Genomic DNA, 20,707 nt, shown 5'->3' on the forward strand with positions numbered 1-20,707 from the left:
TTAAATTCAAATGGTTGAAGAAGTTTTTTGATGTATCGGATGAGTTTTGTCGCAGATATAGGATGAATTTATATCGACGCAAAATCAAAGAGATACGATCAATTCCTCAAGGTGTTTCTGAATTTCAGCGATGCTGCGCGTCGAGTCGATGATATCGAATCGGTAAGGCGCTTCCTCCGCACGGCGCAGATATTCGGTGCGGGTACGCGTGAAAAACGCGTCCGATTCACTCTCGAAACGGTCCGGCGCGCGCGCCGCGCTGCGCCGCTCGCTGGCCGTTTCGGGCGGCACGTCGAACAGTACCGTCATATCCGGCTGGAAGCCGCCCTGCACCCAGCGCTCGAGCGTTTCCAGCTTGTCGCGCGGCAGCCCGCGTCCGCCGCCCTGATAGGCGAAGGTCGCGTCGGTGAAACGATCGGATAGCACCCAGTCGCCGCGCGCAAGCGCCGGCTCGATCACCTGTGCAAGATGCTCGCGGCGCGCGGCGAACATCAGCAGCGCCTCGGTTTCGAGGTCCATCGACTGGTGCAGCAGGATGTCGCGCAGCGACTCGCCGAGCTTCGTGCCACCCGGCTCGCGCGTCATGACGACGGAACGGCCGGTGGGCGCGAGCTTCTGCTCCAGCCGGTCACGGAACCAGCCGAGATGCGTGGTCTTGCCCGCACCGTCGATGCCCTCGAACGTGATGAATTTTCCCCGAGCCATCATTGACCTCGAATGTATTTGTCGACGGCCTTGTTGTGATCGCCGAGCGTGTCAGAAAAGATGCTGCTGCCGTCGCCGCGCGACACAAAATAGAGCGCGCTGGTCTGCGCCGGATTGAGCGCGGCCTGTAGCGACGCGACGCCCGGCAGCGCGATGGGCGAAGGCGGCAGGCCCATCCGCGTATAGGTATTGTAAGGAGTGTCCGTCTGCAAATCCTTCTTGCGCAGATGGCCCGAGTAGCTCTCGCCCATTCCATAGATGACGGTCGGATCGGTCTGCAGCGGCATGCCGACGCGCAGACGGTTCGCGAACACGCCCGCGACCATCGGACGGTCGGACGCCTTGCCCGTTTCCTTTTCGATGATCGACGCCATGGTCAGCGCATCGTACGGCGTCTTGTACGGCAGACCGGGCGCGCGCGCCACCCATGCTTCGTCGATGCGCAGCTTCATCAGCCGGTACGCGCGTCGATAGACGTCGAGGTCGCTCGTGTCCTTGTCGAACAGGTAGGTGTCCGGGAAGAACAGCCCTTCGCCGTTGCCCGTCGGCGTTTCAGGCGCGCCGATCGCCTTCAGGATATCCGCGTCCGACATGCCCGCCGTGTCGTGCTTCAGCGCCGGATTCGAATCCAGCTCGGCGCGCATGTGCCTGAAGGTCCAGCCTTCGATGATCGTCGCCACGTACTCGTTGACGTCGCCGCGCGCGATCTTCTGCAGCACGTCGTACGGCGTGATGCCCTGCTTGAATTCGTAGTTGCCCGACTTCAGCGCCGACTGCAGTCCGAGCACGCGGGTCATCATCACGAACAGTTCCGGCTCGACGGGCACGCCGCCACGGTTGAGCTGCGTCGTGACGCTGCGCAGGCTGCTGTGCGGCTTGATCGTGACATCGAGTTGCGGGGTGGCGAGCGGGACGGGCGTGGTGGCCCAGTGGTACGCGCCGTACGTCGCGGCGGCGAGCAGCATCGCGAGCACGACGCAGGCGATGAGGCATTTCTTCAGGAGGGACATGGAAACGTGGTTCGGGTGAAGCCAATATAATACTTGCTTGCCTCCGCCAAAGTCAGAATTGACTGTTCCCCGAATCCATGAACGCACCGCTTGCTTCTGCTCCTGGCACCGCCGTCCCCGCTTCTGCTGCTGTTTCCGTCGCGCTTCCCGTGTTCCCGCGCCCCGCGCGCGAGGAGTTCGACGCCGTGCTCTCGGGCGGCGCCTTCATGCCGCTGCCGCAGTTCGGCGTGATCGATGCGACGGGCGACGACGCCGCTGCCTTCCTGCACTCGCAACTCACCAGCGACACGCAGCACCTCGACGCCGCGACGGCACGCCTTGCCGGCTACTGCTCGCCGAAAGGCCGGCTGCTGGCGTCGTTCCTCGTATGGTGCAACGGTGAATCGATCCGGATGCTGGTGTCGAAGGACGTGCAGCCCGCCGTGCAAAAACGTCTGTCGATGTTCGTGCTGCGCGCGAAAGCGAAGCTCAGCGACGCGTCGGGCGATACGCTTGCCGTCGGTCTCGCCGGTGACGTGCGAGGCGCGCTGTCGGGCGTGTTCGACGCGATTCCCGACGGTGTACACGTGAAGGTGGACGGACCGGCGGGGTCGCTGGTGCGCGTGCCCGATGCGGCGGGCCGCCTGCGTTACGTGTGGATCGGACCGAAAGCGGAAGTCGAAGCGCGCCTGCCCGTGCTCGAAGCCAAGCTGCGACGCGTGTCGCCTGCCGTGTGGGACTGGCTCGACATCCGCGCCGGCGAGCCGCGCATCACGCAGCGTGTGGTCGAGCAGTTCGTGCCGCAGATGATCAACTTCGACGTGCTCGGCGGCGTCAATTTCCGCAAAGGCTGCTATCCGGGCCAGGAAGTGGTCGCGCGTAGTCAGTATCGCGGCACGATCAAGCGGCGCATGTCGCTCGCGAATGTCGCGGGCGAAACGGAGAGCGTCGTGCCGGGCGCGGAGCTGTTTCATTCGGACGATCCAGGCCAGCCGTGCGGAATGCTCGTCAACACGGCGGCCGCGCCTGACGGCGGCGTCGATGCCCTCGTCGAGATCAAGCTGGCCGCGCTCGAAAACGGCAGCGTGCATCTGGGTTCCGCCGATGGCCCCGCGCTGACGTTCCTGCCGCTGCCTTACGCGCTGCCGACGGAAATCTGACGCACTAGCGCAACATCCGCACGGCGTCGCGCCTTCCTTCCTGGATGTCTGGCGCGGCGTGTTCCCGCCGTATCCACGCGTTCTCTTTACCAAGACTTCTGCCGATGTGTCTGATCGTGTTCGACTGGCGCCCCGAAGCGTCTGACGGTCCGCTGTTCACGCTCGCGGCGAATCGCGATGAATTCCTCAAGCGCACGGCCGAACCGATGCATTGGTGGGACGACGCGCCCGGTTTGCTCGCGGGCCGCGATCTGGTCGGCGGCGGCACGTGGCTCGGCATGACGCGCGACGGACGCTTTGCCGCGCTCACCAACTATCGCGCGCCAAAAGAAATGCGCGCCGATGCGCCGACGCGCGGCACGCTGGTCAGCAACTGGCTGTCGGGTGATCACGGTATCGAAAGCGGCGCGCCGCTCGACTATCTGTTGCGCGTCGCGCACGACGGCGACATGTACAACGGCTTCAATCTGCTCGTCGGCGACTGGACGCGGCGCGAACTTGCGTGGTACTGCAACCGCTCGCCCGCCGCGCCAACGCTGCTCGCGCCGGGCACGCACGGCATCTCGAACGCGGTGCTCGATACGCCCTGGCCGAAACTCGTGCGCAAGCGCGCCGAGCTTGCCCAGGCGCTCACCGACGCCCGCCCGCCGCTCGCGACGCTGATCGGCCTGATGCGCGATCCGCACGTCGCGCGCGACGACGAACTGCCGGCGACGGGCATTTCACTCGAACGTGAACGCGCGCTGTCGGCGGCCTTTATCGATACGGCGGATTACGGCACGCGCGGCACGACGGCCGTGCAGGTGTTTGCGCAGAATGGACGCCTGAGCGTCGCGGCGCTAGAACGCAGCGACGACAACGGCTCGCATCGCGTCGTGCGTCCTGGTGATTACGAGCGCAGTTTTACGTTCGATATCGCCTGAAGGCGAAACGGCCGCTTACCTTCATTCGATTCCGAACGCGGCGCGCAATGCCGCCGCCGCGTCCGCATGCGCGATGGCCACGTCGGGCACGTAGCCGCCCATCTTGAAGAATTCGTGAATCATGCCCGCGTAGCATTTGAACGCGACGGCATTGCCCGCCTCGCGCAGCTTGTGCGCATAGGCTTCGCCTTCATCGCTCAACGGGTCGTATTCGGCCGTCGCGATCCATGCGGGCGCCACCCCGTGAAATCCGGGCACGCTGCGCGTGCCGTCAAGCGGCGCGAAACGCCAGTCGTGACGGTCGTCGGCATCGCGCAGGTATTGCTCGAAGAACCATTGAATCGTGTCACCGGACAGCAGATAGCCATCCGCCAGGCGTTCGTGCGAGTCGGTCTGTTGATGGCCTGCGGTGCCCGGATAGATCAGCAGTTGCAGCACGAGCGGAATGCCTGCGTCGCGCGCAAGCACGGCGCATACCGCGGCGAGCGTGCCACCCGCGCTGTCGCCGCCGACGGCGATCCGGCTCGCGTCAATGCCGTAAAGCGGCGCGTTCTCGTGCAGCCACTTGAGCGCGTCGAACGCATCGTCGACAGCGGTAGGAAATTTGTGCTCCGGCGCGAGCCGGTAGTCGACCGACATCACGACGCACTGCGCGTCGCGCGCGAACATCCGGCACAGTGCGTCGTGCGTGTTGACGCTGCCGACCGTGAAGCCGCCGCCGTGAAAGTAGACGAGCGCGGGCGCGGGACTCGCCCATTGCGGCTCGGCGGGATGATAGAGACGCACGCGAATCGACGTGCCGTCGCGCACCGGCACGTCGATGTCCTCGACGGAAAACATCGGCGCCGTGGGCACTTCGAGTATCGGCGCGCTTTTCTCGTACGATGCCCGCGCCGCTTGCGGCGTCAGATCGTGATACGCGGGGCGCTTTGCGCGCGCGATCATGTCGAGCACCTGCTCGATCTTCGGATTCAACGGCATGGTCGGACGACGGCGCCGACGCGCCGGACGGTTGGATGAGCGCGCCATGATGCCACGAACGCGCGTTGAAGCGCTCGCATCGAGCGCGCTAGCGTGCTTCCTTGACTTCGGGTTTGAGCGACAGCGGATCGGTCGGATTGCGCTGCTGCTCGATATCCTCGTGCCGCAGGCGCACCGTCTCGAGAATGGCGGGATGCGTGAGGATGTAGAAGCGCCGCGCGGCGATCGCGTCGAACGTCAACGCTGCGACGTCCGCCGCGCCCAGCTTGCCGGATCGCACCGCGCGCTGTAGCTGCTTGTCGGCGGCGAGTTGCGAGCGCGTGGGTTCGACGCTGTTGCGCAGCGACTCGGGACGCGCGCGCTCGGCATCGGCGATGCCCGTCGGCACGAACGCAGGACACAGCAGAGAACATCCGACCTCGCCGCCCGCATTCTGCAGATCGTGATACAGCGTCTCCGTCAGCGAGACGACCGCGTGCTTCGACGCGTTGTAGATGCCCATCGACGGCGGCGACAGGAGCCCCGCCACCGACGCCGTATTGACGATGTGAGCCGGCTCGTTCTGCTTGAGCATGATGGGCGTGAAGATACGCACACCGTGGGCTACGCCCATCACGTTGACGCCGAACACCCACGCCCAGTCGTTCGCCGAGCTTTCCCACAGAAAGCCGCCGGAGCCGACGCCGGCATTGTTGAAAAGCAGATGAACCTTGCCGAAGGCCGCGAGCGCGGCATCCGCGAGCGCCTGAACCTTTGCGCCATCGGACACGTCCGTTGGCACGCCGTTGGCCTCGGCGCCCGATGCGCGCAATGCATCGACGGTTTGCGCGAGCGCGTTCGCGTCGACATCCGCCAGCACGAGCTTCATGCCGAGCGACGCGCCCTTTTCCGCGAACGCGCGGCCGAAGCCGCTCGCCGCGCCTGTAATCACGGCGACTTTGCCGTCGAACTCGAACATGCCGTTTCCCTTGTTCAGCGATTGCGCGTAGCGCGTTGCGATATGCGCCAACTCAGATCAGCTTGACGAGCTGCTTGCCGAAGTTGTGCCCCTTGAGCATGCCGAGAAACGCTTCGGGTGCGTTTTCCAGACCTTGCGCGACGGTCTCGCGATACTGCAGCTTCTTCTGCGCGACGAGCGTGCCGAGCTCCTTCAGCGCATCCGGCCACACATCCATATGCTCGCTGACGATGAAGCCCTGAACGAGCAGACGCTGCGTGAGCAGCAAGGCCGGATGTTTGAGCGGCATAGGCGCGCCGTCGTAACCCGCGATGAAGCCGCACAACGCAATGCGGCCATGCGCGTTCATCCGCGCGAGCGTCGCGTCGAGCCCTTCGCCGCCGACGTTCTCGAAGCAGCCGTCCACGCCGTCCGGCGTCGCCGCCTTGAGGTCCTGATAAAGATTGCCCGCCTTATAGTCGACGCACGCGTCGAAGCCGAGCGTCTCGATCACATAGCGACACTTGTCAGGACCGCCCGCAATGCCGACGGCACGCGCGCCTGCCTGCTTCGCCAGTTGCCCGACGACGCTGCCGACCGCCCCGCTCGCCGCGCTGACGACGACCGTCTCGCCCGCCTTCGGCGCGATGATCCGGTTCAGGCCGTACCACGCTGTCACGCCGGGCATGCCGACGGGGCCGAGATATGCGGAGAGCGGCACATGCGTGTCGTCGATCTTGCCCAGGCCCTTGCCGTCCGACGTGCCGAATTCCTGCCAGCCGAACATGCCGACCACCTTGTCGCCCGGCTTGAATGCCGCGTTCTTCGACTCGATGACTTCGCCCGTCGTGCCGCCGATCATCACTTCGTTCAGCGGCTGCGGCGTCGCGTACGACTTCGCGTCGCTCATGCGGCCGCGCATGTACGGATCGAGCGACAGATAGTGATTGCGCACGCGCACCTCACCCTCGGCGAGCGGCGCAAGCGGCGTTTCGACGAGCTTGAAGTTGTCGGCGGATGCCGCGCCCTGCGGACGCGACACGAGCAGAATCTGGCGATTGATCTGGCTCATGGCGGGTTTGTCTCCGGAAATATGGATTGAAATAGGGAACCGACGGCAACACACGGCGTTCAGCCGTCACTCGGCCCCGGCTTCGCCGACGGATCGCTGCGCAGTCGCTGCTGCCGCACTTCGCGGCCAACGGCAAGACGCCGCATGTACTTGAACGTGCCGAGCGCCTTCGCCACGAAATGGCCTTCGCTGTCGCGGATCTCGCCTTCGCAATAGGCCATCGTGGTCGAACGGTGCAGCACGCGGCCCGTCGCGCGCAACTCGCCGCTGCCGGGCTGCATGAAGTTCACCTTCATCTCGACCGTGACGACGCCGACGCCATCGGCAGCGAGGCTGCGCGCGGCCATCGCGAGCGCGACGTCGGCGAGCGTCATCGTGATGCCGCCGTGCGATACGGCCCACGTGTTCAGATGTTCGGGACGCAGCGCCAGCACGACTTCGCTGGCGCCGTCCCCCGCCGAAATGAGTTGAACACCGAGGTGATCGATGAACGGGCTTTCGATCACCAGCTGGTTGCTGGAAGAATCAGTCATATGCATTCAGAGTTCGTAGTCGACGGCCTGACGCGCCTCGCGGATCGGCGCGAGAAACGCCTTCACGGCCTGATGCGCGGGATGGACCTGATACGCGTCCAGCGCTGCCTTGTCGGTGAAATCAGATACGAGCACGACGTCATAAGTCGAGTCGAGGCCCGGTGTCGCGATACCGACTTCGAGATGCACGATGCCCGGCACGGCATCGCGGCAGGCCTCCAGTTTTTCCTTCAGCACGGACGCGTTCTGCTCGCGCGTCCGGCCTTCTCCCTCGTTCAACTTCCACATCACGATATGACGAATCAAGACGTTCACCTTTGCTGTTGACCTTGCGTCGCGGTCCGCACGGAGCGCATGCAGGACACACATGAAACACGCTTCGTCAGATGATACCTGCACTGCGCGAGACGATGAATCGAGCTGCACGGCATAGGACAAACGCACAGGACGTCCGTGCGATCAACCGCGTCACGGTGCTTGGCGTCGCCTATACTTTTCAGGCAATCAGCCCGGCCGTGCGCGCAAGCAGCCGTCACGCGCAACCCGAAACCGGGCGCCATCAACCTGCGGCCATTCCTTCTCCCGCGCGCGAGCTCGCCGCGCCCCGGCCGCCTTGTCTTCCTTCCTCTTTGCCGCCTTATGCACGCATGGAAAACGGCCCGCGCCGTTGATGCGTTCGTCGCTCTCGCCGAGAGCCGCCGCATCGTGTGCGGATCATCTGAATTCACTTCACGAGGACAACATGGCCACTTACCTCATGCTGGTCAACTGGACCGATCAGGGTGTGCGCACCGCGAAAGACACTGTCAACCGGGCGCGCGCGTTTCGCGAAGCCAGCAAGGCGATGGGCGTGACAGTCGGCACGGTAAACTGGACGCTCGGCGCGTACGACCTCGTGATCTCGTTCGACTCGCCTGACGACGAAACTACGACCCGTCTCGGTCTCGCGCTCGCCGCGCAAGGCAACGTGCGCACGGCGACGATGCGCGCGTTCAGCGAAGCGGAGATGGAAAAGATCGTCGGCGGTTTGAAGTAGCCTGGCGTCCCGCGCGCGGGGTGCTCGCAGCGTGCGTGCGCGCGCGCGCCGCAGTCAGAGCTGCGCGCGCGGCAGATGCCAGCCATGCGTTGCGGCAGCCACGCGCAATACGAAGCAAGCGACGCCGCCCGCCACGCCTGCCATCGCCGGCGACAGTCCGAAGCGTCGCGCGATCAGCACCACGGCTGCGCCGAAGAACGCTGCTGTCGCATAGATATCGGTGACGAGCACGGACGGAATGCGCGCGAGCAGCACATCCTTGATGACGCCACCGCCGACACCCGTCACCGTGCCCATCAGCGCCGCGACGAACGGGCGGATCCGGTACAGCATCGCCTTTTCGACGCCCGCGACGGCGAACAGCGACAGGCCCGCCGCGTCGAGCACCATCAGCCAGAACTCGGGAAAGCCTTGCGCATTGGTGTGGAAGATGAACGTGAGCAGCCCCGCGGCGAACGTCAGCGCGGGATAGCGCCAGTCGCGGATCGCGTTGGGCGGCGTCGCGCCGATCAGCAGGTCGCGCGTCACGCCGCCGCCGAGCGCCGCGACGAACGCGATCACCATCACGCCGAGCAGGTCGAGGCCGCTGTGCATCGCGGCCACCGCGCCCTCGATCGCGAAGATGAACGTGCCCGCGAGATCGGCGCCAAGAACGATAGTTTCGATTTTCGGTTTCATGCGGATTGTCGTGCGCCTGTTTTGCCTTCGGGGCGAGCCGAACGGTACAACGAAACGGCGCGTGCTGGCATGCGTCCGGACCGTCCTGTTGCGGCGCAAACCGGCCGCGCGCCAAGGGCGCCGCGATTGTCTCATCGCCGTGGCGACGGGCAAAGCGTGTCTGGCTTTGCCCATGATTGCGCCCGCTTCAGCGCCCTGCGCCGCTATAGTGCATACGACGCGCGCTCATTCACGCGTTCCCTTCGAGAGGATCATGACCATGAACGCCGACCGCGCCGCGCGCTTCGCCCGTTTGCTGCTCTTCTTCGTCGCGCTGCTGTCGCTTGGCGGCTGCGCGGGTATGTTCGGCGGCGATCCGCTGCGCGTGACCGTCGCCGGGATCGAGCCGCTCGCGGGCCAGGGAATGGAGATGCGCTTCACTCTGAAGCTGCGCGTGCAGAACCCGAACGAAACGCCCATCGACTACAACGGCGTTTCCGTCGAACTCGACCTGAACGGCAAGCCGTTCGCGAGCGGCGTCAGCGATCAGAGCGGCACCGTGCCGCGCTTCGGCGAAACCGTGATCGGCGTGCCGTTGACGGTGCCCGCCTTCACCGTCGTCCGCCAGGCATTCGCGTTCGCCGACAGCGCGCAGTCGGGCCAACTTCCTTATATGCTGCGCGGCCGGCTTGCTGGCGGCATCACGGGCGGCACGCGCTTCACCGACCAGGGCGCGCTATCGCTGCCGACGGGCAGCCTGAGCGGCCTGTAGTGCATCAAAAAGGCCGCGTCCCGCCTCGCAATCAGTGATTCGTGCCTTCGTTGCCTTGTCCTGAAGGCGCTGGCGGCCGGGCGTTGCCACCGCCGCCCGGAGGCCCGGACGGATGTCCGCCGCCCTGGCCTGGCGGCGGTCCCGAAGGACGCGCAGCAGGCGGCGCAGCAGGTGGCCCGGGTGGGCGTCCTCCCTCGTGCGCAGGCGGCGGGCCAGGAGGATTGCCACCCTGTCCCGGCGGACGACCACCTTGCTCCTGTGGCGGCGCTTGTGGTGGACGACTGCCTTGCTGTGGCGGCGCTTCTGGCGGACGACCGCCTTGTTGCGGCGGCCCAGGCCGATGTCCATGCCCAGCGCCAGGCGGCCCAGGCGGAGGTGGCGACGCGGGCGACGTGGACGGCGGCCGGTTCCCACCTGGCGGCGGACGATTACCGCCAGGCGGCGGCGGTGGCGGGCGATGCGGCGGCGGCGGATGATTCGCCCAGCGGCCACGCTCGCCGTACCACGGGCGTCCGCGATAGTAATGGTCCCAGTAGGAGCCAATCGAAAACGTAATCAGCGGCAGGCCGATCGCCGTCCCGTACGTCATGATGGGCACATTGCTGCCCTGATAGGGATACGTCAGATAACCGCCATAGACCCACCCGCGCGCCTGCTCGATCGCCACGTCACACCATGTGTAGCCGCTCACGCAGCCGTAGACGGCCACCGGTTGCCCGGCGGGCAATTGCGCGACGACCGGGTAATCCTGCGCTGGGCCCGCGTACAGGTAGACAGGCTGATTCGTGTAGGCCTGCGATTGCGCCGACGCCGCTCCCGATGCGATCGACAGCGCCACCGTCCCCATGACAGCTACGCAAGCAACCCGCATTCGCATGATTGTTCTCCTTATCGTCTGGCGGATATGTTCGTGAAACGACCAGCGAATTGTGTGCCTGACAGGTATCTGTCATCCATTGATGCCGCAGGAATGAGGCGGTTACGGGAACAACGGATGCAGCATTCGCCTGCATTCAACCTGTCGGGAGCACGGCATGAAACATGATCTGAAACCGGGCGATCACGTCAACTGGAACACGCCGCAGGGCATGACAACGGGCAAGATCGTCCGCGCTATTTCCACTCATACGGAACTGGACGGTCATACCGTGGCCGCTTCGAAGGACGACGTGCATTACGAGGTCGAAAGCAAGAAAAGCGGCAAACGTGCCGTCCATCGCGCGGAAGCTTTGCACAAAACGACGAAGCACTGAAGCATGGCAAAGCCCGCTTAAGGCAAAACCGACGCAAAAAAGCCCGCGTACTCTCGCACGCGGGCTGTCATATTCCCCAGCTATTCGCTACGCGCAGGCGCGCTCAGACGACTTCGAACAAGCCCGCCGCGCCCTGCCCGCCGCCGATGCACATCGTCACCACGACGAACTTCGCGCCGCGCCGCTTGCCTTCGATCAACGCATGGCCCGTCAGACGCGCACCCGACACGCCATACGGATGACCGACGGCAATCGCGCCGCCGTTGACGTTCAGGCGTTCGTTCGGAATCCCGAGCTTGTCGCGGCAATACAGCACCTGCACGGCGAACGCCTCGTTCAGTTCCCACAGACCGATGTCATCGACCTTGAGACCTGCCTGTTTCAACAGCTTCGGCACGGCAAACACGGGGCCGATGCCCATTTCGTCCGGCTCGCAGCCCGCCACCGCGAAGCCGCGGAAAATACCGAGCGGCTGCAGGCCTTCGCGCTCCGCGACCTTCGCGTTCATCACGACGCATGCCGACGCGCCATCCGAAAACTGGCTCGCGTTGCCCGCCGTGATCACGCCACCCGGCAGCGCCGTACGGATCTTCGATACGCCTTCGAGAGTCGTGTCGGCGCGGATGCCTTCGTCGGCGGCAATCGTCACTTCCTTAGTGAACAGGCGGCCGCTTGCCTTGTCGGCGATGCCGGCGAGCACCGTCATCGGCACGATCTCGTCGTTGAAGCGCCCCGCTTCCTGCGCGGCCGCCGCGCGCTGCTGCGACTGTACGCCGTATTCGTCCTGACGATCCTTCGAAATCGAATAGCGTTTCGCGACTGTCTCGGCCGTTTGCAGCATCGGCCAGTAGATTTCCGGCTTGTGCTCCATCAGCCAGCCTTCGCGCAGCATGTGCATGTTCATTTCGTTCTGCACGCACGAGATGGACTCGACACCGCCCGCGACGAACACATCGCCCTCGCCAACCATCACGCGTTGCGCGGCGAGCGCAATAGTCTGCAAGCCCGACGAGCAGAAGCGGTTGACCGTCATGCCCGGAACCGTGACGGGCAACCCGCCGCGCAGCGCGATCTGCCGCGCGATATTCGAGCCCGTCGCGCCTTCGGGGTTCGCGCAGCCCATGATTACGTCCTCGACGCGCGCCGGGTCGATCTTCGCGCGTTCGACGGCGGCCTGCGTCACGTGGCCGCCGAGCGTCGCGCCGTGCGTCATGTTGAACGCGCCGCGCCACGATTTGGCAAGACCCGTGCGGGCAGTCGATACGATTACGGCGTCAGTCATGCATGTCTCCTGCAAATTTCAAAGAGTGTGTGTGGTTCGCGTCGCGTGGCTCAGACAAGCAAGTCCGCCGATTTCACGCGTTCGACGCCCGCAGCGCGCATCTCGCGCCATGCGTTGTCGAGCGAACCGTTCAGATCGATTGCGCGGGTCGCGTCTTCGATGACGACGACCTCGAAGCCAGCCGCGCGCGCGTCGAGCGCGGACCACGCGACGCAATAGTCGGTCGCGAGGCCGCAGCACCACACGCGCGTCACGCCCGTATCGCGCAGATAGCCGGCGAGTCCCGTCGGCGTCGTGCGATCGGCTTCGAGAAACGCCGAATAGCTGTCGACGCCCGCGTGATGCCCCTTGCGAATCACGGCGCGCGCATGCGGAATGTCGAGCTCCGCGTGCAGCGCAGCGCCCGGCGTGTTCTGCACGCAGTGCGTCGGCCACAGCACCTGTTCGCCGTACGGCAGGGTCATCATCTCGAACGGCTGGCGGCCCGCGTGATTCGCGGCGAACGAAACATGCGACGGCGGATGCCAGTCCTGCGTCAGCACGACATGGCTGAAACGCCGCGCAAGCTGGTTCACGAGCGGCACGATTTCGTCGCCGCGCGCGACGGCGAGCGCGCCGTCCGGCATGAAGTCGTTCTGCACGTCGACGACGAGCAGAACTTCACTGGCATCTTTCATCACTGTTCCTGTTGTCTCGCGATGGGGGTGCGTGCGCGTTCAGCTATTGAAGCCGCGCCCCTGCGCCGCGCGCTCGACGATGCCCGCTGCAATCTGCCAGGCGTCGCCGTTCGGTTGCGCCGCATAACGGCGGATCGCGTGCTCGACGTTGTAGAGGCCGACGGTATCCGCGTACAGCATCGGGCCGCCGCGCCACAGCGGAAAGCCGTAGCCCGTCAGATAGACCATGTCGATATCCGATGCCTTCGACGCGATGCCCTCTTCGAGAATCTTTGCGCCCTCGTTGACGAGCGCGAACACCAGACGCTCGACGATCTCTTCGTCGGAAAGCTTGCGCCGTTCGACGCCGAGTTCCTTCGAATACCCGACGATCATCTCGTCGATCTGCTTCGACGGATACGCGTTGCGGTCGCCCGCCTTGTAGTCGTACCAGCCGCCGCCCGTCTTTTGCCCGAAGCGCCCCGTCTCGCACAGACGGTCGGCGATCTTCGAATAATGCATGTCCGGGTGCTCCTGATAACGCCGCTTGCGGATCGCCCAGCCGATATCGTTGCCCGCGAGATCGCTCATGCGGAACGGGCCCATCGCGAAGCCGAACTTCTCGATGGCCTTGTCGACCTGCGCGGGCAGCGCGCCCTCTTCGAGCATGAAAAGCGCCTGACGGATGTACTGCTCGATCATCCGGTTGCCGATGAAGCCGTCGCAGACGCCCGACACCACGGCCGTCTTCTTGATCTTCTTCGCGACTTTCATCACGGTGGCGAGCACGTCCTTCGCCGTGTCCTTGCCTCGCACCACTTCGAGCAGCTTCATCACGTTGGCCGGGCTGAAGAAGTGCATGCCGACCACGTCCTGCGGACGCTTCGTGAAAGCGGCGATCTTGTTCAGATCGAGCGTCGACGTGTTCGATGCGAGGATCGCGCCCGGCTTTGCGACTTCGTCGAGGCGCTTGAATACCTGCTCTTTGACGCCGAGTTCTTCGAATACGGCTTCGATGATGAGATCGGCGTCTTTGAGATCGTCATACGAGAGCGTCGGCGTGATCGACGCCATGCGCTGCTCGAGCGCTTCCATCGTCAGCTTGCCTTTCTTGACGGTCGCCTCGTAGTTCTTGCGGATCGTCGCGATGCCGCGATCGAGCGCGTCCTGCTTCGTTTCGAGCATCATGACGGGCAAGCCCGCGTTGATGAAGTTCATCGCGATGCCGCCGCCCATCGTGCCCGCGCCGATCACGGCGACCTTTTTGATCTCGCGCACGGGCGTGTCGGACGGCACATCGGGAATCTTGCTGGCCGCGCGCTCACCGAAGAAAGCATGGCGCAGCGCCTTGCTTTCCGGCGTTTGCACGAGAGCGAGGAAGCAGTCACGCTCCACCTTCATGCCTTGCTCGAAGCCTTCGAGCACGCCCGCTTCGACTGCGTCGATGCACTTGTGCGGCGCCGGATACTGCTTCGCGATGGCGGCGACGCTATTGCGCGCGAACTGGATGAAGCCCGCCGCGTTCGGATGCTCGATCTTGCGGTCGCGAATCTTCGGGTGCGGGCCGCTTTGTGCGCCAACCTTGCGCGCGAACGCGAGCGCGCCTTCCATCAGATCGCCTTCGATCAGTGCATCGAAAATCGGCGTGCCCGCGAGCTTCTCGGACATCACGGGCGCGCCCGACACGATCATGTTGAGCGCGGCTTCCAGCCCGAGCGCGCGCGGCAGACGCTGCGTGCCGCCCGCGCCTGGCAGGATGCCGAGCTTCACTTCGGGCAGCGCGATCTGCGCGCCGGGCGCCGCCACGCGGTAATGCGCGCCGAGCGCGAGTTCCAGGCCGCCGCCCATCGCGACGCTGTGGATCGCCGCGACGACAGGCTTCGCGCTGCCTTCGACCGCCTTGATGACCGTCATCAGCGTCGGTTCCTGCAGCGCTTTTGGCGTGTTGAATTCGGTGATGTCGGCGCCGCCCGAGAAGGCCTTGCCCGCGCCCGTCAGCACGATCGCCTTGATGGCGGGATCGCCCAGCGCGCGCTCGACGCCTTCGATAATGCCCGAGCGCGTCGACAGGCCAAGGCCGTTGACGGGGGGATTATTCAGCGTGATGACGGCGACGCCGTCGTGTGTCGTGTAGTCCACTGCCATCTGCCTGCCTCCATGCGATGCGGATGCGCCTGATATGCGCAGCCCGGATGGGAACACCCGAACCATTGTCCGCTGATTCGCTGTTCGTTTGCGATAGCAGGCAGAATACACAAAAAAGCACGCTCGTTCAATTTGAACTTCAATTTGAACGATACGTGCTGGGATGGGATGAGCGTAAACCCGAGGTTTACGACAGATCGGTTCTCGCGTGCCGGACGGCCTCCGCTTCTTCCTCGTCGAACGGGCAGTTCTCGATGTCGAGCGCCGACGGCAATACGTGGTCGCGGAAGCGCTCGCGCAGCTTGAGTTTTTGCAGCTTGCCCGTCGCCGTGTGCGGCAGCTCGTCGACGAATACGACGTCGTCGGGAATCCACCATTTCGCGACTTTGCCTTCGTAGAACGCGAGCATCTCGTCGCGCGTCACATCGGCGTCCGGACGCTTCACGACGACGAGCAACGGCCGCTCCGTCCACTTCGGATGCGAGCACGCGATGCACGCCGCCTCCGCCACCGCGGGATGCGCAATCGCGACGTTCTCGACGTCGATCGAACTGATCCACTCGCCGCCCGACTTGATCACGTCCTTGCTGCGGTCGGTGATGTTCAGGAAGCTGTCCTTGTCGATCGTCGCGACATCGCCCGTCGGAAACCAGCCGTCGACGAGCGGCGACGCATCGCTGCGGAAGTACCGGTCGATCACCCACGGCCCGCGCACATGCAGGTCGCCGAACGCGACGCCGTCCCACGGCAGGTCGTGCCCATCGTCGCCGACGATCTTCATGTCGACGCCGTACATCACGTGGCCCTGCTTTTCGCGCAGCTTGCGCTGCTCGTCGGGCGAGCGCTGCGACTGCTCCCATGTGAGCTTGGACAGCGTGCCGAGCGGTGACATCTCGGTCATGCCCCACGCGTGAATCACCTCGACGCCGTAGACCTCCTGGAACATCTTGAGCATCGCGGGCGGACACGCGGACCCGCCGATGACCGTACGCTGCAGCGTCGAAAATTTCACGCCCGCTTCGCGCAAGTGGTTGAGCAAGCCGAGCCACACGGTCGGCACGCCCGCCGAATACGTGACGCGCTCCGCTTCCATCAGTTCATACAGCGACTTGCCGTCGAGATCCTTGCCAGGGAATACGAGCTTTGCGCCCGTCAGCGGCGCGGAGTGCGGAATGCCCCATGCGTTCACATGGAACATCGGCACGACGGGCAACACGGAATCGCGTGCGGACAGACCCATCGCATCCGGCAGCGACGCGCCAAACGCATGCAGCACCGTCGAGCGATGCGAGTAAAGCGCGCCCTTCGGATTGCCCGTCGTGCCCGAGGTGTAGCAAAGGTTGGATGCGCAACGTTCGTCGATTTGCGGCCAGTCGAACTCGCCGTCGTGCTGCGCGAGCAGCGATTCATAGCTCGACGCGGCCGTCGACATGCGCGGCATGTGCGCTTCGTCCGTCATCGCGATCCAGCCGCGCACGTTCGGGCACTGCGGCGCGAGCACATCGACGAGCGCGGCGAACGTGATGTCGAACAGCACGTAGCGGTCGTCGGCGTGATTGACGATGTAGGCGATCTGATCGGGAAAGAGGCGCGGGTTGATCGTGTGGCACACGGCGCCGAAGCCCGTCGTGCCGTAGTACGTTTCCAGATGCCGGTAGCCGTTCCAGGCGAGCGTGCCGATCCGGTCGCCCGCTTCGACGCCGAGCGCGATCAGCGCCTGTGCGAGCTGCTTCGCGCGCTTCTCGCAATCGCGGTACGTGTAGCGATGCACGTCGCCCTCGATGCGCTTCGACACGATCTCCGTCGTGCCGAAGTGGCGTGACGCATGTGCCAGCAGCGAGGAAACCGTCAGCGGCACGTCCATCATCTGTCCATAGAGCGGCGTCGTCATACGCGGGTGTCTCCCAGAGGTGTGATGTTGTGTTGTCTCGTGTTGTTATTCGACATCGATACGCGCTTCTCTATACGCTTCGATATGCGCTTCGGATGCGCGCGCTGCAGCGCGGCAGGCGCGGAATTACAATATCGGTTAATAAAGAGGCGCTCAATATGTCGTTTTCCCCATGCAATGCAGGGTTATCGGGTTCCATGTCGACGGCCGCCGGCGCGATCGACAACCAGCGCGAAGGCAGCTTCGCCGCGCTCGGGAACGTCTTTCTGACACGCCTGCCAGCGGCGCCGTTGCCGGCGCCGTATGTCGTCGGCTTTGCGCCCGATGTCGCGGCGATGCTCGGATTCGATGCGTCGCTGGCAAGCGCGCCGGGCTTCGCCGAGTTCTTTTCGGGCAATACGACGCGGGATTGGCCGGCGGCTTCGTTGCCGTATGCGTCGGTGTATTCGGGGCATCAGTTCGGCGTGTGGGCGGGCCAACTGGGCGACGGACGCGCGCTCACGCTTGGCGAAGTCGAGCACGACGGCCAACGCTTCGAGCTTCAATTGAAAGGCGCCGGGCGCACGCCCTATTCGCGCATGGGCGACGGACGCGCGGTGCTGCGCTCGTCGATCCGCGAATATCTGTGCTCGGAGGCGATGCATCACCTCGGCATTCCGACCACGCGCGCGCTCTGCGTGACGGGCTCCGATCAGCCCGTGCGCCGCGAAGAGATGGAAACGGCCGCCGTCGTCACGCGCGTGTCGCCGAGCTTCGTGCGCTTCGGGCACTTCGAGCATTTCTACGCGAACGATCGTGTCGATGCGCTGCGCGCACTGGCCGATCAGGTGATCGACCGCTTCTATCCGTCGTGCCGCGACGCCGACGATCCGTATCTCGCGCTGCTGAATGAAGCCGTGCTGTCGACGGCCGATCTGATCGCGCAATGGCAGGCGGTCGGTTTTTGCCATGGCGTGATGAACACGGACAACATGTCGATTCTCGGCCTGACGATCGACTATGGTCCGTTCGGCTTCATGGATGGCTTCGACGCGAATCACATCTGCAATCACTCGGACTCGCAAGGCCGTTACGCGTACCGGATGCAGCCGCAGATCGCGTACTGGAACCTGTTTTGTCTCGCGCAAGGTTTGCTGCCGCTGTTCGGCGAACGTTACGACGATGCGCAGCGCAGCGAGCGCGCGGTGCAGGACGCACAGCGCGTACTCGAAGGCTTCAAGGCGCGATTTGCGCCCGCGCTCGAAGCGCGGATGCGCGCGAAGCTCGGCCTCGAAACCCAACGCGAAGGCGACGACGCGATCGCGAACAAACTGTTCGAGATCATGCATGCGAACCGTGCCGACTTCACGCTGACGTTCCGCAATCTGTCGAAACTGTCGAAGCACGATGCGAGCGGTGATACGAGCGTGCGCGACCTGTTTCTCGATCGCGCCGCGTTCGACGCCTGGGCGAACGACTACCGTGCGCGGCTGTCGCACGAAACCCGCGACGACGCCGCGCGCGCCGAAGCGATGAACCGCGTGAATCCGAAATACGTGCTGCGCAATCACCTGGCCGAGGCGGCGATCCGCCAGGCGAAGGAAAAGGATTTCTCCGAAGTTGAGCGCCTGGCCACCGTGCTGCGCCGCCCGTTCGACGAGCAACCCGACTATGAAGCTTATGCAGGACTGCCGCCCGACTGGGCGTCATCGCTGGAAGTGAGCTGTTCGTCGTGAGCCGGCGGCCGTTCCCGCGTGCCCGCGTCGACGGGCTTCTGCAACTGCATCAACCCGGCTGCGCTACAATTCGAGCCCAGATAGCGTCGCGTGCGGTCTGATCGTCATGCCGGCGTGGCCAGCACTTTTCGGACGGATCGGACTGGCTCTCGCCGCCAATGCGCCGATCTCATCCGAACCATCGCAGACAGCGCGCACGATGCGCCCAACACTCTCCGGATTCCCAACCCGACAATGAAATTCCTGTTCGATCTGTTTCCGATCATCCTGTTCTTCGTCGCGTACAAGGTGTGGGGCATTTTCACGGCAACGGCCGTTGCGATCGCCGCCACGCTCGTCCAGATCGCGTGGGTCGCGTTCCGGCACCGCAAGGTCGACCCGATGCTGTGGGTGAGCCTCGGGGTCGTCACCGTGTTCGGCGGGGCGACGCTCGTGCTGCACAACGACACCTTCATCAAATGGAAGCCGACTGTGCTGTACTGGGCGTTTTCGGTGGCGCTGGTAGTGTCCGCGCTGGCGTTTAACAAGAATTTGATCGAAGCGATGATGGGCAAGCAGATCCAGTTGCCGCATCGCATCTGGGGCCAGCTGAACTACGTGTGGGCGATCTTTTTCGTGCTGCTCGGCATTCTCAATCTGTTCGTCGCGTTCAACTTTTCCACCGATGCGTGGGTCAACTTCAAGTTGTTTGGCGCGACGGGCTGCCTGGTCGTGTTTATCGTCGGGCAGAGTTTGTGGCTGTCGAAGTATATGAAGGAAGAGTGACATGAACGACGACGTTTTCCTGCACGCGAGTCCTGCCGAACGGCTCGCGCTAATCGAAGCGCGAGTCACAGCGGCGCTCGCACCCGTCGAGTCGATCACCGTGCGCGACGACAGCGCGCTGCATGCGGGTCATGCGGGCGCATCGGCGGGCGGTCACTATGCGGTGACGATCGTGGCCGCCGCCTTTGCTGGCAAGGCTCGCGTGGCGCGGCACCGCATGGTGTATGATGCGCTGGCCGATGCCATGCAGCGCGGCATTCACGCTCTCGCCATCACGGCTTACACGCCAGAAGAATTCAATTTGCTGTCCCGTTAGGAAACTTCCGATGACCTTGAAAAACACCCGCTACTGGGTCTTGCTGGCTGCATTTGCGGCCGCACCTGCATTCGCACAGAACATCGCCGTTGTGAACGGCACGCCGATTCCGAAGTCACGCGCCGATGCACTGGTCGCCCAACTCGTGCAGCAGGGTCAACAGGATTCGCCGAAGCTGCAACAGGCTGTTCGTGAAGAACTCGTGAACCGTGAAATCCTGATGCAGGAAGCGATCCGCGAAGGGATTCCGTCGAAGCCGGACGTCAAGGCGCAGGTCGCGGTTGCGCAGCAGACTGTGGTGCTGCGTGCGTTGATCGAAAATTTCGTGAAGAAGAACCAGCCGACGGATGCTGAAGTGAAGGCGAAGTACGACGAGCTGGTCAAGCAGATTGGCGGCAAGGAATATCACCTGCACCACATCCTCGTCGACAACGAGCAGCAGGCGAAGGATCTGATTGCGAAGATCAAGGCTGGCGCGAGCTTCGAAGACCTCGCGAAGCAGTTCTCGAAGGACCCGGGATCGGGCAAGAATGGTGGCGACCTCGACTGGTCGGATCCGAAGGCTTATGTGCCTGAGTTTGCCGCTGCCGCGGAGAAGCTGCAGAAAGGTCAGATGACGGATGCGCCGGTGCATACGCAGTTTGGGTGGCATATCATCCGCGTCGATGATGTGCGGCAGACGCCGCCGCCGCCGTTCGAGCAGGTGAAGGCTCAGATTGCGCAGCAGATGCAGCAGGAAAAGCTGCAGGCGTTTGAGGAGGACCTTCGGTCCAAGGCTAAGGTGCAGTAAAGTTTTTTGCGTGCGTTCGCACGGAGATGGCCGCCTGCGGGCGGCTTTTTCTTTTTGTAGGTCCAGGTTTGGGCTGCGCGGGCTGTTGGGTTTGCTAGTGGTTTTGCTGGCATCCGCGAGTTGCTTTCG

22 protein-coding genes are annotated in these 20,707 nt (G+C 64.2%); 9 read left to right on the forward strand and 13 right to left on the reverse strand.

Features of this window, described 5'->3' with window-relative positions:
* Nucleotides 1–84: 84 nt before the first annotated feature.
* Nucleotides 85–705, reverse strand: coding sequence for a dTMP kinase (tmk, locus tag C2L65_RS08085; RefSeq protein WP_007733170.1), 621 nt, complete (start codon nt 703–705; stop codon nt 85–87).
* On the reverse strand, nt 705–1,715 hold the full coding sequence (gene mltG, locus C2L65_RS08090; RefSeq protein WP_007733173.1) for an endolytic transglycosylase MltG: 1,011 nt from the start codon (nt 1,713–1,715) through the stop codon (nt 705–707). Before mltG ends, tmk begins: the two co-directional genes overlap by 1 nt.
* A 77-nt stretch (nt 1,716–1,792) precedes the next feature.
* Between mltG and ygfZ the strand changes: the two genes are divergently transcribed.
* On the forward strand, nt 1,793–2,854 hold the full coding sequence (ygfZ, locus tag C2L65_RS08095) for a CAF17-like 4Fe-4S cluster assembly/insertion protein YgfZ (RefSeq protein WP_042314179.1): 1,062 nt from the start codon (nt 1,793–1,795) through the stop codon (nt 2,852–2,854).
* Between the two features lie 104 nt (nt 2,855–2,958).
* Nucleotides 2,959–3,777 (forward strand): NRDE family protein, encoded by an 819-nt coding sequence (locus tag C2L65_RS08100; protein ID WP_042314177.1) that lies wholly within the window; start codon nt 2,959–2,961, stop codon nt 3,775–3,777.
* Between the two features lie 21 nt (nt 3,778–3,798).
* On the opposite strand, the gene C2L65_RS08105 is transcribed toward C2L65_RS08100, so the two are convergent.
* From C2L65_RS08105 to C2L65_RS08125, 5 genes are all read right to left on the reverse strand, one after another.
* Nucleotides 3,799–4,758, reverse strand: coding sequence for an alpha/beta hydrolase (locus tag C2L65_RS08105; RefSeq protein WP_042314248.1), 960 nt, complete (start codon nt 4,756–4,758; stop codon nt 3,799–3,801).
* An 88-nt stretch (nt 4,759–4,846) separates the two neighbouring features.
* Complete coding sequence (locus tag C2L65_RS08110) at nt 4,847–5,716, reverse strand: SDR family oxidoreductase (protein WP_042314245.1); 870 nt, start codon at nt 5,714–5,716, stop codon at nt 4,847–4,849.
* 52 nt (nt 5,717–5,768) lie between these two features.
* Nucleotides 5,769–6,767, reverse strand: a complete 999-nt coding sequence (locus tag C2L65_RS08115) for an NADP-dependent oxidoreductase (protein WP_042314176.1) — start codon at nt 6,765–6,767, stop codon at nt 5,769–5,771.
* A gap of 59 nt (nt 6,768–6,826) precedes the next feature.
* Nucleotides 6,827–7,300: a PaaI family thioesterase gene (locus C2L65_RS08120; RefSeq protein WP_042314243.1), complete on the reverse strand. Its 474-nt coding sequence runs from the start codon at nt 7,298–7,300 to the stop codon at nt 6,827–6,829.
* 6 nt (nt 7,301–7,306) lie between these two features.
* Nucleotides 7,307–7,606 (reverse strand): Dabb family protein, encoded by a 300-nt coding sequence (locus C2L65_RS08125; protein WP_042314241.1) that lies wholly within the window; start codon nt 7,604–7,606, stop codon nt 7,307–7,309.
* Nucleotides 7,607–8,042: 436 nt separating this feature from the next.
* On the opposite strand from C2L65_RS08125, the gene C2L65_RS08130 reads away from it, so the two are divergent.
* Complete coding sequence (locus C2L65_RS08130) at nt 8,043–8,336, forward strand: GYD domain-containing protein (protein WP_007585937.1); 294 nt, start codon at nt 8,043–8,045, stop codon at nt 8,334–8,336.
* Between the two features lie 54 nt (nt 8,337–8,390).
* On the opposite strand, the gene C2L65_RS08135 is transcribed toward C2L65_RS08130, so the two are convergent.
* A complete protein-coding gene (locus tag C2L65_RS08135; protein WP_042314174.1) occupies nt 8,391–9,014 on the reverse strand; it encodes a trimeric intracellular cation channel family protein in 624 nt (207 codons plus the stop codon).
* Between the two features lie 259 nt (nt 9,015–9,273).
* On the opposite strand from C2L65_RS08135, the gene C2L65_RS08140 reads away from it, so the two are divergent.
* Nucleotides 9,274–9,765: an LEA/WHy family protein gene (locus C2L65_RS08140; RefSeq protein WP_042314240.1), complete on the forward strand. Its 492-nt coding sequence runs from the start codon at nt 9,274–9,276 to the stop codon at nt 9,763–9,765.
* 31 nt (nt 9,766–9,796) lie between these two features.
* Here C2L65_RS08140 and C2L65_RS08145 read toward each other — a convergent pair whose 3' ends face one another.
* Complete coding sequence (locus tag C2L65_RS08145; protein ID WP_081921319.1) at nt 9,797–10,642, reverse strand: SH3 domain-containing protein; 846 nt, start codon at nt 10,640–10,642, stop codon at nt 9,797–9,799.
* 157 nt (nt 10,643–10,799) lie between these two features.
* Between C2L65_RS08145 and C2L65_RS08150 the strand changes: the two genes are divergently transcribed.
* Nucleotides 10,800–11,018: a hypervirulence associated TUDOR domain-containing protein gene (locus C2L65_RS08150; RefSeq protein WP_042314170.1), complete on the forward strand. Its 219-nt coding sequence runs from the start codon at nt 10,800–10,802 to the stop codon at nt 11,016–11,018.
* A gap of 103 nt (nt 11,019–11,121) precedes the next feature.
* Here the strand turns inward: C2L65_RS08150 and C2L65_RS08155 are convergent, their stop codons facing one another.
* The 4 genes from C2L65_RS08155 to C2L65_RS08170 all read right to left on the reverse strand — a co-directional run bounded on the left by C2L65_RS08155 (nt 11,122) and on the right by C2L65_RS08170 (nt 16,992).
* Complete coding sequence (locus C2L65_RS08155; RefSeq protein WP_042314168.1) at nt 11,122–12,300, reverse strand: acetyl-CoA C-acyltransferase; 1,179 nt, start codon at nt 12,298–12,300, stop codon at nt 11,122–11,124.
* Between the two features lie 50 nt (nt 12,301–12,350).
* Nucleotides 12,351–12,977: a bifunctional nicotinamidase/pyrazinamidase gene (gene pncA / locus C2L65_RS08160; protein ID WP_042314166.1), complete on the reverse strand. Its 627-nt coding sequence runs from the start codon at nt 12,975–12,977 to the stop codon at nt 12,351–12,353.
* 39 nt (nt 12,978–13,016) lie between these two features.
* Entirely contained in the window at nt 13,017–15,101 is a 2,085-nt protein-coding gene (locus C2L65_RS08165; protein WP_042314165.1) for a 3-hydroxyacyl-CoA dehydrogenase NAD-binding domain-containing protein, read from the reverse strand.
* Between the two features lie 187 nt (nt 15,102–15,288).
* Nucleotides 15,289–16,992 (reverse strand): 3-(methylthio)propionyl-CoA ligase, encoded by a 1,704-nt coding sequence (locus C2L65_RS08170; protein WP_042314163.1) that lies wholly within the window; start codon nt 16,990–16,992, stop codon nt 15,289–15,291.
* A gap of 197 nt (nt 16,993–17,189) precedes the next feature.
* On the opposite strand from C2L65_RS08170, the gene C2L65_RS08175 reads away from it, so the two are divergent.
* From C2L65_RS08175 to C2L65_RS08190, 4 genes are all read left to right on the forward strand, one after another.
* Nucleotides 17,190–18,707 carry a protein adenylyltransferase SelO gene (locus tag C2L65_RS08175; RefSeq protein ID WP_486644369.1) on the forward strand — a complete coding sequence of 506 codons (1,518 nt, stop codon included), beginning with the start codon at nt 17,190–17,192 and terminating at the stop codon, nt 18,705–18,707.
* A gap of 234 nt (nt 18,708–18,941) precedes the next feature.
* Nucleotides 18,942–19,472 carry a septation protein A gene (locus tag C2L65_RS08180; RefSeq protein WP_007585925.1) on the forward strand — a complete coding sequence of 177 codons (531 nt, stop codon included), beginning with the start codon at nt 18,942–18,944 and terminating at the stop codon, nt 19,470–19,472.
* A 1-nt stretch (nt 19,473) separates the two neighbouring features.
* On the forward strand, nt 19,474–19,788 hold the full coding sequence (locus C2L65_RS08185) for a BolA family protein (RefSeq protein ID WP_042314161.1): 315 nt from the start codon (nt 19,474–19,476) through the stop codon (nt 19,786–19,788).
* Nucleotides 19,789–19,798: 10 nt separating this feature from the next.
* Nucleotides 19,799–20,578 (forward strand): peptidylprolyl isomerase, encoded by a 780-nt coding sequence (locus tag C2L65_RS08190; protein ID WP_007585921.1) that lies wholly within the window; start codon nt 19,799–19,801, stop codon nt 20,576–20,578.
* Nucleotides 20,579–20,707: the final 129 nt, after the last annotated feature.

This window comes from Paraburkholderia terrae, assembly GCF_002902925.1.
GTDB lineage: Bacteria > Pseudomonadota > Gammaproteobacteria > Burkholderiales > Burkholderiaceae > Paraburkholderia > Paraburkholderia terrae.

Coding starts and splice junctions, on each gene's coding strand:
- tmk (WP_007733170.1), bottom strand. CDS start 705: ATGGCTCGGGGAAAATTCATCACGTTCGAGGGCATCGACGGTGCGGGC.
- mltG (WP_007733173.1), bottom strand. CDS start 1,715: ATGTCCCTCCTGAAGAAATGCCTCATCGCCTGCGTCGTGCTCGCGATG.
- ygfZ (WP_042314179.1), top strand. CDS start 1,793: ATGAACGCACCGCTTGCTTCTGCTCCTGGCACCGCCGTCCCCGCTTCT.
- C2L65_RS08100 (WP_042314177.1), top strand. CDS start 2,959: ATGTGTCTGATCGTGTTCGACTGGCGCCCCGAAGCGTCTGACGGTCCG.
- C2L65_RS08105 (WP_042314248.1), bottom strand. CDS start 4,758: ATGCCGTTGAATCCGAAGATCGAGCAGGTGCTCGACATGATCGCGCGC.
- C2L65_RS08110 (WP_042314245.1), bottom strand. CDS start 5,716: ATGTTCGAGTTCGACGGCAAAGTCGCCGTGATTACAGGCGCGGCGAGC.
- C2L65_RS08115 (WP_042314176.1), bottom strand. CDS start 6,767: ATGAGCCAGATCAATCGCCAGATTCTGCTCGTGTCGCGTCCGCAGGGC.
- C2L65_RS08120 (WP_042314243.1), bottom strand. CDS start 7,300: ATGACTGATTCTTCCAGCAACCAGCTGGTGATCGAAAGCCCGTTCATC.
- C2L65_RS08130 (WP_007585937.1), top strand. CDS start 8,043: ATGGCCACTTACCTCATGCTGGTCAACTGGACCGATCAGGGTGTGCGC.
- C2L65_RS08135 (WP_042314174.1), bottom strand. CDS start 9,014: ATGAAACCGAAAATCGAAACTATCGTTCTTGGCGCCGATCTCGCGGGC.
- C2L65_RS08140 (WP_042314240.1), top strand. CDS start 9,274: ATGAACGCCGACCGCGCCGCGCGCTTCGCCCGTTTGCTGCTCTTCTTC.
- C2L65_RS08145 (WP_081921319.1), bottom strand. CDS start 10,642: ATGCGAATGCGGGTTGCTTGCGTAGCTGTCATGGGGACGGTGGCGCTG.
- C2L65_RS08150 (WP_042314170.1), top strand. CDS start 10,800: ATGAAACATGATCTGAAACCGGGCGATCACGTCAACTGGAACACGCCG.
- C2L65_RS08155 (WP_042314168.1), bottom strand. CDS start 12,300: ATGACTGACGCCGTAATCGTATCGACTGCCCGCACGGGTCTTGCCAAA.
- pncA (WP_042314166.1), bottom strand. CDS start 12,977: ATGAAAGATGCCAGTGAAGTTCTGCTCGTCGTCGACGTGCAGAACGAC.
- C2L65_RS08165 (WP_042314165.1), bottom strand. CDS start 15,101: ATGGCAGTGGACTACACGACACACGACGGCGTCGCCGTCATCACGCTG.
- C2L65_RS08170 (WP_042314163.1), bottom strand. CDS start 16,992: ATGACGACGCCGCTCTATGGACAGATGATGGACGTGCCGCTGACGGTT.
- C2L65_RS08175 (WP_486644369.1), top strand. CDS start 17,190: ATGTCGACGGCCGCCGGCGCGATCGACAACCAGCGCGAAGGCAGCTTC.
- C2L65_RS08180 (WP_007585925.1), top strand. CDS start 18,942: ATGAAATTCCTGTTCGATCTGTTTCCGATCATCCTGTTCTTCGTCGCG.
- C2L65_RS08185 (WP_042314161.1), top strand. CDS start 19,474: ATGAACGACGACGTTTTCCTGCACGCGAGTCCTGCCGAACGGCTCGCG.
- C2L65_RS08190 (WP_007585921.1), top strand. CDS start 19,799: ATGACCTTGAAAAACACCCGCTACTGGGTCTTGCTGGCTGCATTTGCG.